Raw genomic sequence first — 13,290 nt, 5'->3', positions numbered from 1 at the left:
TCAAACAGATCATTGATGACACTACTGAACTGCGCGTATCGCGGTGCAAAACTGTAACCGCATAGATCCAGTAAGGCGAAGTTAACATGATTGACACCGTGTGTATCTGTCGAGAGTACGTCAGGTTTGATTTCACTGCTGTTGGATTGTAACAGGTCATAAATATAGTGTGATTCGTGCTCGTTGGAACCGATGATCCGAGCATTGAGGGCGCTGTGGTTGGCCACCAGTGTCATGGCCGTGATCCCTTTGTTGGTGCCGAAATACTTAGAGGAGTACCGGGTTTTAAAGGTTTCCAGATGGGTTTCGAATTTCTGACCATCCGCACTGGCATGCAGCTGGTCCTCCTGAATATGGTAGTGGCGGAAGATGGGTAGCGCTGCAACCGCATTATTGATCACGTCGCTGGCGTCATGCAGCGTTTCAGGCCGGATATAGTTGGCCTGCACCGTACTCAGGTGTTCATAGCTTCGATCGGAGATCTGCGCCATGCCATACACACCACGGTGAGTGGCGTTGGCAATCAGAATGGCCAGTAAATCATCCTGATGAGTGAACCCTTGTTTTTGTATCGGAAGTACATGAGTCAGACATTTCATGAACCCGGTTTCGCGCTCTACATACCGCAGTACATCCGCGATACCGACCGGTTGCATTCGCTTAAAAAAGGGATTGTTGACCAGAGATGTAGCGCTTTTGGTCGGCAGACGCCAGCGGGTACCGGTACGATTTTTCATGATCACATTTCGATTGTCTCCCTCATCAATATGGAGAGCAACGTCTTTGAGTGCACTTTCCAGCCGGTGTTGTTTCTCCTGTAACAATAACTCTGCGGGCTGTTTTAGTCTGTCCAGTGTTGATGAGGCCAGCAAGGTATCCTGCGATGTCTGGGGGATCAGGTCGTCTTCCAGTGCGCGGTATTTGGTAACATTTGGCAAATAAATGCGTCCATTCAGTCGTGAGGTTAACTGCCGGTAGAGCAGCCATTCGTAACGTTGCGGGTTAACGTTATCCTGTTTAACCAACCATGGGAGGTGCTTTTTCGGGATGAGCGACGTATCCATCGTCTTCAGTGGTCCACCGAATGCGATTTCCGTCTGCATCTGTTGAAGTTGGGCGACGACGGCTTCTGAGCCTTTACCGGCCTCACATTCAAGGCACAAGAACACCTGCCTTAACAGTTGCTCCAGGAGATTGCATTGTTCATCGTAATGTTGCCACTGGTACTCTTCCACGGTCCGTTTCTGTTTTTTCAGGTAAAGGCAGAGGGTCTGGATATCCCTGTCATTCATGACCTTCAATGCCTGTTGTCTGACTACTGAGAAGGGTTGATTATCATCAATGTTCTCATCCACAAACAGATGCAGTAACTCTGCCGCTTTCGTGACATTGTCCGCGGCTGACTGCCAGGACAGGAACACTGCTTGTTGTGCAAAGGTGTTGGCAGCTTCTTGTTGCTTGCGGATATGGTAAATGAACCCATCAGTTAACCGTTCCAGTGCCAGTTGTATCCGCTCTGTCAGGTGACATAGCAACCATAGATGCTGCTGTGCGCGTTTGAATCGTTTGAGTTTACTACCGTAATAGTTGATGAGCTCACCGAAGTGTTGTCGATTTTTAAGAGACAGATTAAGCCCATCGATAACGCCATTGATTTGCGTGCGCCATGGCGCTAACTGATGATAAAGGGCAAGCTCTTTTTTAAGTTCAGGTACGGTCAGACTTTTTGCACCGCCTCTGAGCTGGTTCAGGCTTAGTCCGTCATCAATGGCTGTTATGCTGTCCAGAAAGACGTGAAGTTCAGGACTGGTGAGTTGATTAAGTTGGTGCGCCAGGTCTTTTCTGACCTGCTGCATCGCTCTGCTTATCAGTCTCTGGAGTACGGTGTACCTAGGGATAGCAATGCTGTGACTGGTTAGGAATTCAATAGCAGTATCAAAGAGGTAACGCGGCTCCAGCCAGGCATTGCCCACCTGAACAAGGTGGTCGAAAAGAGAATTGAAGTGCTGACTTTCGTCCCATTTGTGATAACCAGCAAGGTCTAATACTTTTGCGTAGAGTCGATCTTTTTGTTTTTGTGAGGGAGTGAATGGTCTGAGCCCCTTGCCGCCAAGCAGCTCTTTACTGATGAACATTAAATCCTTAGAAACCTGCGAGTAAGCGATATCTAGGATGACGGGCTTTGATTTGAAGTATCCCAAAATCGCGACAAAGTAACATCTATGAGCTCTGAGACGAATTGACCGAAAAACTGCCAATTCCGCATCGTTCAGAGAAAAGTACAGACGTTGTTCTTCGATTGAAAAAATGGGTGGGGAATAAAGATTTGCCTGTTCTGCTCTCGTGAGAATAGTAATTTCGTTTTTGATGGCCATATCAGGGCTGTTCCGTATTAAATGTACGATATTTACCTAATTTGCCACACTTATAAGTAGTAACCCACCTCCGCAGCCATTTATTGGTGTGGTCTACAGAGGATTATGTCTTTTTAGAGGGGAAAATCCCTAGAACCCCTATCTGGATTACAGGAGTCCAAATCAATATGAGGCGGACATGAAGAAATTGAAAAAAGTAGCTTAACTGGGTTGGTCAATTTTGGTTGACCACGTCATCTCTGCTCTTTGAGAAACTGTGTATAGATCGTATATACAGTAACCTTTATCTACAAGTAAATATTTTATCGCTGACCGTAGGTTGGAATTATATTGTTCATTTACTCTCTAATAGGGGATCGGCTAACTTCACATCGTCACGTGCGATCGCAAAAATTCATTTTTTTCTAAACCATTTCAGGGGCGAGTGCTGTAACTAGTATTATGAAATAAATGTAAGGTTGCTCATGCTCTGGCTTTTAGGTCTTCACATCTTCGGTCTTCTGATCTGGTTGGCAACCGTGTTGTATTTGCCAATCTTAATTGCTACTGAGTCGAAAATGCGCGAAGACTTTATCGATATTCCATTTGGAGTGGGGTCGGTAGCGCGGCTGATATTCGCGTATGTGGCTTCGCCCGCGGCTATCATTTCTATTATTGCGGGAACATTGGTCTTTGTAATAAACGACACCCTTACTTTCTGGCTGATGGTGAAACTAACCATTGTGACGATACTGGTGATATTGCATGCGAGCCTTGGGCTACTGATAACGCGCCTTGAACGCCAGGAAATGCGTTATCTGGCAGGCTTTAGCTGGTGCTTTCTGATAGCGATATTTTGCGGCGTCGGAAGCATACTGTTTGTGGTCCTGGCAAAACCTGCTGCACCTGGTTTTGTGCCATGGCCAATCTAGGGCTCAACTTAGCGTTCATTATTTTGAGGCTCGTTAACACCTACGCCGTAAGCAAAAACCAGTTGAGCGCCCAAAAAACCAGTAATACCGATAAGGATGCCAGCTAGAACGCTGACATAGATTCCCCAGGGATTAATAAGTTCGCCGGGGTCATCGCCTAAGCGTAAGGTAAGGTTAAATGTGGTCAGCGATAGCGTCATTACTGCTAGAACGGCGTGAGCCCAGGCTGCGACAATATGGCGAATAATACGTACAGTAAAAACATCAATGGCACCGGCAAGGCTGGCCAAAACACCAAATGCCAGTCCAGCAGCAGTAAGCCAAAAACTGGCTTCAGCCCAGAAAGGATCGCTGGTAAGGATAAATACAATATCTGTGACAATGAGTATGAGCAAAAACGCGATGGGAAAATGGATCAGGGCTGGATGTAGCGCATGCCCCCTAAGTGAAGCGCGGCTGCTGATTATTGAATTCGACATAGAAGCGTCAGATCCTAAATACCGTTTAAGGAGTGAGTTTGGTAAATAGAGTAACAGAATATCTTTTCACTGCCAGTGCCTTATTGTTGGCAGGTTGCAGTGAGCCGTATTCCATTCTCGCCCCGGCAGGTCCGTCAGCCAAGGCGGTTACCACAATCTGGTGGGGCATGCTCACGGTTGGAGTCGTGGTATTACTGGGGATTTGCTCACTCTGGTGGTATGCCAGCTTCCGACGCAATCGTAAATATAGCGATGCAGATGTAAAACGCGTTCTTACTCGTATGGTTTTGTGGGGCGGTATTGTGTTACCCACGGTGGGCATAACCGTATTGCTCATTTTTGGTATTCCAGCTGGGAATATTATGCTGCCTTTGGCAGATGAGCGCGCTGTGCGAATTGATGTGCATGCCAGACAATGGGCGTGGGATGTAACCTATCCGCAACATGATATTGAACTAACAGATGAAATTCATATTCCTGTCGATACGCCAATTGATATTCATGTGACTAGTGCGGACGTGATTCATGGCTTCTGGGTGCCACGGCTAGGAGGAAAGATTGATGCGATCCCGGGGCACACGAACATCGTGCGTTTGCAAGCCGATGAAGTAGGTGAGTTCGGTGGCCAATGCGCCGAATATTGCGGCCTTTCTCACGCTAAAATGCATTTTAAAGTCATTGCTCATTCTGCTGAGAAGTTTGATGCATGGCTCGTCCAACAAGGTAAAACACAATGAATGGCAAATCAGAACTACACAAAAATTTTGCCAAGGTATGGGATAACCTACCTGGGTGGGGCAATCTTGCAGCGGTAAACCATACTTCTATCAGTCAGCGATTCATGCTAACCGGGGTGATCTTTTTTCTCGTAGGCATTTTGCTGGCAATGCTGATCCGCTCGCAATTGGCGTTGCCAGGTCAGACACTCATTACTGCCGACCTGTATTCACAGGTTTTTACTATGCACGGCACTATTATGATGTTCTTGTTTGCCATTCCGGTTCTGGAAGGCGCGGCGATGTATCTTATTCCAAAGATGATCGGCACGCGCGATCTAGTCTTTCCCCGTTTGAGCGCCTTAGGCTATTACTGTTACCTCTTTGGAGGGTTGATTTTGCTGTCAAGTCTGGTGCTAGGCATCGCGCCTAATTCGGGCTGGTTTATGTACACACCCTTATCCAGCGACGACTATTCCGCTGGCGCGGGCTCAGACTTCTGGCTACTCGGAGTGACTTTTGTAGAAATATCTGCAGTATCGGCAGGTATTGAGCTTACCGTCTCGATTTTGCGTACAAGAGCGCCGGGCATGAGTTTGAGCAAAATGCCTATTTTCTGCTGGTATATTCTCGCGATGGCGTTAATGATCGTGTTCGGTTTTCCTCCGCTGATTCTGGCTAGCATTCTGTTAGAGCTTGAGCGGGCAGCGCAAATGCCTTTTTTTGATCCTAACGCTGGTGGTGACCCTATTTTATGGCAGCATTTGTTCTGGTTATTCGGCCATCCTGAAGTTTACATTATTTTTCTGCCGGCAGCGGGTATGGTCTCCACTATATTGCCAGTGTTCGCGGGTCGACCGCTGGTGGGATATCGTTGGGTTGTATTATCAGTAATCATCACTGGGTTTATCAGCTTTGGCTTATGGGTACACCACATGTTTACCGTCGGGATCCCTCATTTGGCCCAGGCATTTTTTTCCATTGCCAGCATGCTGGTGGCGATTCCCACAGGCATTCAGATTTTCGTTTGGTTAACGACATTGTGGGTAGGCCGTGTTCGGTTTGAACTGCCGATGCTATGGATTTTTGGCTTTTTGTTTATCTTCGTTTGCGGTGGGTTGACTGGTGTGATGCTAGCACTGGTGCCCTTTGACTGGCAGGTGCACGATACGCACTTTGTAGTGGCGCATTTTCATTATGTGCTTATTGGCGGAATGTTCTTTCCGCTGATCGCCGCCCTATATTACTGGTTGCCCCATTTTTCCGGACGAATGCCGTCTATGAGAATGGGACGCTGGGCGTTTGGCTTGGTGTTTGTCGGATTTAATTCAACGTTTCTGATCATGCACCTAACTGGTCTGTTGGGCATGCCACGCCGAGTGTTTACTTACGAAAGTGGCCTGGGCTGGGATTGGTTAAATCTGAGTTCTTCCATTGGTGGCTTCGTGCTCGCGATTGGTATTTTAATGCTCGTCTTAGATGTGACGCTACATTTTCGATATGGTCGAAAGGCTTCATCTAATCCTTGGCAAGCTGATACATTGGAATGGGCCACGGGCATGCCGCCGGTGTCTTACAATTTTGCCAGTATCCCTGAGGTAAAATCACGTCATCCACTATGGGACGACCCGTCGTTGATTAATAGCATTCCAGCTGGCGAACATGGCTTAAAAAGTATTAAGCACGGGCGACGGGAACTGTATGGAACAGATGCGATTAGTGGCAAGCTAAAAGAAGTTATTCATATTCCCAGCCATTCGTGGTGGCCTCTAATTTGTGCGGCTACCCTGGCGGGGTTGTGCATCAGCCTGGTGTCTAAAGCGTATATGGTCGGCATCTTTTTCGCCATATTGGGTCTAGGCTTCTTTTTACGCTGGAGTTGGGAGAACGGCACGCACAAGACGATGGCACCACTGACGGATGAAGAAGCGAGCCGGGGAGAGCCGCCTCTGCACTCGCGTACCTTTGACGGGCCAGGGTTATGGGGTATGTGTGTGACTCTGTTAGCTGACGGCACCTTATATTTGTCGCTGCTTTTCGGTTGGTTATATTTGTGGACAGTTTCACCAAATAAAACCTTACCTGACGTGTCGGCAATTTCGCCGGTTTTAATGGGGCTAAGTGGTGCGTTACTGACCATTGCAGTGACTTTGTATCGCCGTCTGAATCGCTATTTGCGCCGTGAGCAAGAGAAGTCGCTCGCTAAGTGGCTTTGGCTCGTTTCAGCCTGTGGAATGGGTCATGTTGGACTATTGGCTTTCATCACTGTTTCGAGTGACCTGCAATTTACGACTAATGCGTATGATGCCGTATTGTTGGTGATGCTGGCCTTTTTGCTTTTCCACAGTATCATCAGCGTGATCACCACTACGCTCCAGGCACTGCGGGTTAGTTATGATTACATCAGTACAAAGCTGTCCTATGAAATTGTCGTAATGAGCCCCATGTGGTTGTTTACACATGTTATTTTTTGGCTAAGCTTCGCAAGCTTTTTGATCTTACCAACAATATGGGAGGCTAAATGAAAGTTTCCCGCGCGCACCCTTGGCATCTTGTGGCCGGGTTTGTGATTTGGGCGCTCTGGTTTGTATTTACTTATGGCGGTGTCGCGGTGGCTTGTCAGCTGGCTAAACCTGCGGCCGAGGCGGGCCTATTTAATTGGATAAACCTTAGTTTTTTAATTCCTACGTTTCTTATTGTTATTTATTTGGGAATTTGCGCCTTTAAGTCGTGGCACGTAGCGGCAAATGCAGAAAATGAGTCGCGCTTTTTACTGCGTGTAGCGGCGACAAGTTATCTTGCTTCGGCCATTTCGACGCTGGCTGTTGGCATTCCTCTTTTGGCGATGGCACCATGTATTTAATTATTCTCGTAGCAACGTTATTGTTTTGGTCAACCGGTGCATGGGCGCACAACCCCTTTACCAGTGGTGGCCAGGACGCGTTTTCCGCTAGCCTTACGGCGGTGATAGTACTGATATTCTGGATAATCTATGTATGGGGCTGCCGCTACGCTACCGCAGTTGTATGGCGGAGATGGCTATTTCATATCACCATTTTGATCACCTTTTTTACCATTTTGGGTCCGTTGGACGAATGGGCTGAACATAGCTCTGCTGCGCATATGACCCAGCATATGTTTATGATGGTAATAATAGCGCCAGCTTTCGCTTTGGCTCGGCCATTGCCACAGTTCTACAGGGCTTGTGGAGCATATGGGGAAAGATTATGGAAATATGCATTTAAAATCACTCAATATCCGATGGTATGCACCTACTTTCACGGTATGATGATCTGGTTCTGGCACATCCCGAAATTTTATATGTTGGCGTTGGAGAATCCCTGGATTCACGTATTCGAACACGCCTGCTTTCTGATATCGGCGGTATGGTTTTGGTGGGCCTGCTTACATGCCTTTACCCGTAAAGTTCCCTATGCGTTGCTGGCACTGTTGGTGACGCTAATGCACACGGGCTTTTTAGGTGCGTTTCTTACCTTTGGCAGCACTCCTTTTTACGGTGAATCCCGCAACCTTGCCGATCAGCAATTAGCGGGACTTATCATGTGGGTAGTAGGTGGAGTGCCCTACATCACCGCAGCATTTTGGGTGGGGCATCGCTGGTATAGACAGCTACAACGAAAATCGCTAACTGTTTAATCAGAAGGATTTGTACGTGAGGACTACCGGTCTCGGAGAATAGTTAGCAATCTTGTCATAGAAAGCGCGCCATTACGCGCTTTCTCGTCACCAAATCAAAGCTTGTTAATTAGGCAGCTTCAAGTTCAGCTTTAACCGATGACAGCGCAACATGGTCGTCCATCTCAATAATCATTTTTGCCATGAGCTGCGGATAACCTTTAGCCAGAGCAGCAATTTCCTTACCATCTTTGCGAAAAACTGCGAGGTATTGTTCGTCTTCCGGTGTGCCCACCGCTTCGATTTCGTCCCACTCTTTTGCGTGGCCTACGTATTCAAACTTTACATCAAATTGCTGTGTCCAGAAATAAGGTGTGCGATCAAATGCTTTACGTTCGGCAGGGTAGGCTAGGCTCGCGAGTATATTTTCTGCTGCGCAACGACCATGCTGCTGGGCTAGTCGCCAGTGCTCAATGTGCATTTCTTCGCCATTATACGGATAGCTGGTAATATCACCCACCGCATAGACATCTTCAGCAGCTTCAAGGAATTCGTTCACTTTCACCAATCCCTGATGCGTTAATGTAAAGCTATTGAGTAAATCTTTATCAGTCGTTATGCCGGTAGCTAGCAGCACCAGATTGGTTTCCAACGTTTCGCCACTTTCCAGCTTCACTGCGGTTACTTTTTCAGTACCATGAAATCCACTTACTGTGCCCTCGACAAACTCGACGTCATGCTTCTCGTGTAAATCACGGAAATACTGCCCGATTTGGGTTCCAAATTGTTTTTCAAACGGCACCGCATCAGGTGCGATAACCTTTACCCGTATATTGTCGCTACGCTGCTTTAATGAAGCGGCCACTTCCAGACTAATAAAACTGTTGCCAACAATGGTAATATTGTTCGTGTTTTCAACGTCAGCTAATAGACGTTCCACATGCTCAATATTTCGAAGCGTATGGATCCCCAACAAATTAACGCCGGGTAAATCCGGCCGTATGGGGATCCCGCCTGTGGCAATAAGTAATCGATCGTATGTCAACGATTGACCATCATATAGCTCAATTTGATGGGCGGCAGTATCAATTCCGGATACTTTAGCCACTAGGCGTGTAACTTCTGTGATATCCATGTCGTCTTGATTAACAAGGGGGTCTACCTCATCAGGTTCCATGTCGCCCGCTGTCACAGCTTTGGTAAGCAGTGTTCGGTCATAAGGTGCATCTGCTTCTGGATCAACAACAGTGATCCGACCGTGGTAACGATTGTTCACCAGACTTTGCAGAGCGGCAGCGCCTGCTGCGCCAGCGCCGACAATCACAATATGAGAATGTGCGTTAACTGCAGTTAATCGGTTTTGTCGTTTATCGGTGCTGTCGGTGGCCTGTTCGGGATCCACAAGTACCTCGCCGTCACGTATTTCAACCGCATACCGAGATAATCCTGTTAGTGCAGGTGGTTCGCATACATCAGCAGAGGCGATATCAAAAGTGCCTTTATGCCATGGGCAAACCAACTTGCCTCGACATACTGCACCATCTTCAAGAGGCGCACCTTTATGAGGGCAATCGGCGCTGCCGGCATAAACGTTTTCACCGTCACGAATGAGAAGAATTTCTGTATCGTTAAGGGTAACGCGTTTAGGTTTGAGGTTTTCAAGGCGGTCTGCAGGACCGGCTGAGATAAATGACATGAGAGGCTCCTTATCCAAATGGGCGCCGACACCGTGTGCCAGCAAGGAAGTATTGCGAGACTCTAGACCATCAAGTTTTATTCCTATTTGCGCATTGAAAACATTAAATTTCATTTTACGGTCGTGCAATCTTACTTATTCAATTAAAATCATTAGCCTATGGCATTTATTAACCAACGCGGTGTGGCAGCAAAGGCTCCTTGCATGATGGCTCCCCAAACCAATCGTGTTTTTACTACAAAGTATATTCCTGTCGTTCGCAAGTTTTACACTGTCCCGCCGCATTATCGATTATCAAGCAGACGCGGCGCGTTTCCCTAAATTGCCGAAGTTGATTAGATTTTGTCTATTTTCATCGTTTTCTCTCTGTCAATGACCCGAAACGCGGGTTGATTCGTTACTCAATAGTAACCCTCTTAATTTTAGGTTTCTGGCAAGGACTTATTGATGGCACAACAAGCAGCAGAAAAGCGGATTGTTCTGATAACTGGTGCATCTGGCGGCGTAGGCAGTGCACTTTGTGAGGTGCTGAAAAAAGATTATCACCTTATTGGGTTGGATTTGACACCTTGCGAAAGTGCCCATGAAAGTTACGAGTGCGATTTTACCTCCAAAGACTCCATTTCCCTTGCGTTGTATAAAATTCATGAAAAACATGGCGGTCATATTGCCTGCGTGATTCACCTTGCCGCCTATTATGATTTCTCGGGCGAAGACAACCCCTTGTATGAGGCTCTCAATGTAAAGGGAACGGCGGATTTTCTAACCGAACTGCAGCGCTTTGATGTGGATCATTTCATCTATTCCTCCACCATGCTCATTCATCGGGCAGGGGTCCCTGGAGAAAAAATCACCGAGGACACGCCCATTGAGCCCGGCTGGACCTATCCGCAGTCTAAAGCCGATGCCGAAGAAGCCATTCGCAGCCATCATGGCAAAATTCCCTATACCCTGTTACGAATGGCTGGCTTGTACGATGACCACACCGCTGTTCCCACTTTAAGCTATCAGATCGCCCGCATTTACGAGCGGCAATTTAAGAGTTGGGTGTACTCGGGCGATAAAATGGCCGGACAAGCTTTTTTGCATAAAGACGATATGGTGTCATTGTTTACCGAGCTGGTTGAAAAGCGCCATGAAGTGCCCAAAGAAAATGTACTATTGGCCGGCGAAGACAGCGTAATGGGTTATCAGGCGCTGCAAAATCGAATTGGTCATTTGATTTATGGTGAACGAGAGTGGAACACCATCGAAATACCGGAGTATGTTGCTAAACCTGGAGCTTGGCTGGAAGAAAAAACCGAGCCGGTGGTACCTGACGCCTTTGATCATGGTGAAAAGCCGTTCATTAAACCATTCATGATTGATTTATCAAGTGATCATTATGACCTTAATCTCAGCCGGGTAAAGGAACAGTTAAATTGGCGACCACAGCACCACATTTATGATGCACTGGAACGGTTAATTGACAATCTGAAAAAAGATCCGCCAGGTTGGTATAAAGCCAATGGCATCACTTTGCCAGACTGGATGCAAACGGCGAAGGAAAAAGAAGTTAACGCCAACGCAATTCGTGAAAAGCACGAAGATCATTATCGTGACGCCCATAGCAACTTTATTTGGGCCCACTTTATGAATATCGGGTTGGCGTTCTGGTTGTTAACCGCGCCATTTTTGTTGGGGTATGAAAGCCGCGCAATGACGATTAGTGACATGGGGTCGGGACTGGCACTGCTGGTGTTTGCCGGTTTAAGTCTGTCATGGCGAATGAGCCAGGCTCGCTGGGCCGCGGGAATTGTCGGATTTTGGGTGCTCTCGGCACCGTTGGTGTTCTGGGCTCCTACGGCGGGGGCCTATCTGAACGGCACGTTAGTGGGCATGCTGATTATTGCTTTTGCCGTGTGCTCGCGGCCAACGCCCGGTGTATCACTAATAGCGGCGGAGACCGGCCCCAATATTCCGCCCGGTTGGGAGTTTAATCCGTCAAGCTGGGTGCAACGGATGCCTATTATTTTGCTCGCATTTGTAGGTTTTTTTATTTCACGCTATTTGTGTGCCTTCCAGTTAGGACATATAGACGCGGTATGGGAACCGTTTTTTGCAGGCGGGGGCGGTGACCCGAAAAATGGCACCGAAGAAATTATCACATCTGAGGTATCTGAGGCGTGGCCGGTTCCCGACGCCGGGTTAGGTGCTATGACTTATGCGCTGGAAATTCTTACCGGCCTGATGGGGTCAACCCGCCGCTGGCGCACCATGCCCTGGTTGGTAATGCTGTTCGGCATTATGATTGTGCCATTAGGCGTGGTGTCGATTTTCTTCATTATTATTCAGCCCATCGTTATTGGAACCTGGTGTACACTTTGCCTGGTTGGTGCAGCAGCCATGCTGATTCAAATTCCTTATTCGCTGGATGAGCTGGTGGCAACTACTGAATTCTTATGGCGTCGTAAAAAGCAAGGTCGCCCATTGCTACGTATTTTCTTTACCGGCGATACTGATACAGGAGCCTGGGAGGGTGATGAAAGAGAGTTTGAACGGGGCCCCATAACAGTATTTAAAGACATGATTGCAGGAGGAGTTACTTTGCCCTGGAATCTTGCGCTCTGCATTCCTGTCGGAGTTTGGCTTATGTCCACTCGTTTGACGCTGGGGACCGAGGGCAGCACGGCTAATGCTGATCATGTGGTGGGAGCTCTGGTCCTGACAGTCGTTGTTACTGCTACTGCCGAGTCTGGGCGCATGGCACGTTATGCGCTTGTTCCTCTAGGCCTGGCATTATTTACCACGCCATTTCTGCTCGGTGCCCCTCTGGTTTCAGTTGTTTCAAGCTTGCTATGTGGCGCATTGCTAATTGGGTTGAGTTTACGAAAAGGTCATATTAGAGCAAGCTACGGGAAATGGGATAAATTCATTGTTTAGGAAAATAAGAGGGCTTCTTCAATCAGGTTATCCCTCTTGTCGGCAAAAAGCATGGATAATAAGCTGCTCCCACAGGTCGCGCTAGAGGCATGTAAATGAATAAGTCTGTTTACGTCAAAATCGCTTGGAAATATACCGGCAGTATCCCTTGGTAATCACATCATTACCTCTTATCACTTACCAATTTACGAAACTCAAATCGCCAAGACGAATGAACAAAAATTTCAAAAAGCCTGACTTGCCGAGTTACAGCGCTCTTCAATGATCTTGGCCTTTTTGTTAATAGCATAAAGATGGAGCACATAGGTAGATCCCGACCTCGCAGGTGAACAAGTCGTACTTTGGTGGGGCCTGTTTGACGACGAATTGTATGTTGAACATGATGGACAACGATATGGTGCTTATTTTCCGATCAGTGGTCCAATTCCCTTGTATAGATATCGTAAGTTTAAACAAACCAAAACAGAAAAGCGGCTTGGAAAACTCGAAACGCTAGCAAAGTCACTTAAATTACCGGACTCTGAAAACGATGAGAATCACCAAGTTATTTTGTCA

General features: G+C 47.4%; 9 protein-coding genes and 1 pseudogene. 7 read left to right on the top strand and 3 right to left on the bottom strand.

Translation table 11 applies throughout. The annotated features are described in order from the left end of the window. A partial coding sequence (locus MK185_17520) for a Tn3 family transposase (GenBank protein ID MCH2042430.1) occupies positions 1-2,375 on the bottom strand: 2,375 nt, incomplete at its 3' end. A gap of 464 nt (positions 2,376-2,839) precedes the next feature. Between MK185_17520 and MK185_17515 the strand changes: the two genes are divergently transcribed. Continuing rightward, positions 2,840-3,286: a CopD family protein gene (locus tag MK185_17515; GenBank protein MCH2042429.1), complete on the top strand. Its 447-nt coding sequence runs from the start codon at positions 2,840-2,842 to the stop codon at positions 3,284-3,286. Positions 3,287-3,294: 8 nt separating this feature from the next. Here the strand turns inward: MK185_17515 and MK185_17510 are convergent, their stop codons facing one another. Further along, positions 3,295-3,765 (bottom strand): DUF2231 domain-containing protein, encoded by a 471-nt coding sequence (locus tag MK185_17510; protein ID MCH2042428.1) that lies wholly within the window; start codon positions 3,763-3,765, stop codon positions 3,295-3,297. Positions 3,766-3,803: 38 nt separating this feature from the next. Here MK185_17510 and coxB point away from each other — a divergent pair, with 38 nt between their 5' ends. From coxB to MK185_17490, 4 genes are read left to right on the top strand one after another with little or no spacing between them, the layout of a single operon-like run. Continuing rightward, positions 3,804-4,502, top strand: a complete 699-nt coding sequence (gene coxB / locus MK185_17505) for a cytochrome c oxidase subunit II (GenBank protein MCH2042427.1) — start codon at positions 3,804-3,806, stop codon at positions 4,500-4,502. Beyond that, positions 4,499-7,006 (top strand): cytochrome c oxidase subunit I, encoded by a 2,508-nt coding sequence (ctaD, locus tag MK185_17500; protein MCH2042426.1) that lies wholly within the window; start codon positions 4,499-4,501, stop codon positions 7,004-7,006. Before coxB ends, ctaD begins: the two co-directional genes overlap by 4 nt. Beyond that, a complete protein-coding gene (locus MK185_17495) occupies positions 7,003-7,344 on the top strand; it encodes a hypothetical protein (GenBank protein MCH2042425.1) in 342 nt (113 codons plus the stop codon). Before ctaD ends, MK185_17495 begins: the two co-directional genes overlap by 4 nt. Then, positions 7,335-8,138, top strand: coding sequence for a cytochrome c oxidase assembly protein (locus tag MK185_17490; protein MCH2042424.1), 804 nt, complete (start codon positions 7,335-7,337; stop codon positions 8,136-8,138). The genes MK185_17495 and MK185_17490 overlap by 10 nt, the downstream gene beginning before the upstream one ends. Positions 8,139-8,247: 109 nt before the next feature. Here the strand turns inward: MK185_17490 and MK185_17485 are convergent, their stop codons facing one another. After that, on the bottom strand, positions 8,248-9,927 hold the full coding sequence (locus MK185_17485) for an FAD-dependent oxidoreductase (protein ID MCH2042423.1): 1,680 nt from the start codon (positions 9,925-9,927) through the stop codon (positions 8,248-8,250). Between the two features lie 333 nt (positions 9,928-10,260). On the opposite strand from MK185_17485, the gene MK185_17480 reads away from it, so the two are divergent. Further along, on the top strand, positions 10,261-12,735 hold the full coding sequence (locus MK185_17480; GenBank protein MCH2042422.1) for an NAD-dependent epimerase/dehydratase family protein: 2,475 nt from the start codon (positions 10,261-10,263) through the stop codon (positions 12,733-12,735). A 306-nt stretch (positions 12,736-13,041) separates the two neighbouring features. Next, positions 13,042-13,290 (top strand): annotated as a pseudogene (locus MK185_17475) (IS481 family transposase).

This window comes from Saccharospirillaceae bacterium (genome assembly GCA_022448365.1).
Classification (GTDB): Bacteria; Pseudomonadota; Gammaproteobacteria; order Pseudomonadales; family Oceanobacteraceae; genus Bacterioplanoides.
Note: the sequence above shows the minus strand (reverse complement) of the source record. Positions and strands in the feature narration are given on the sequence as shown.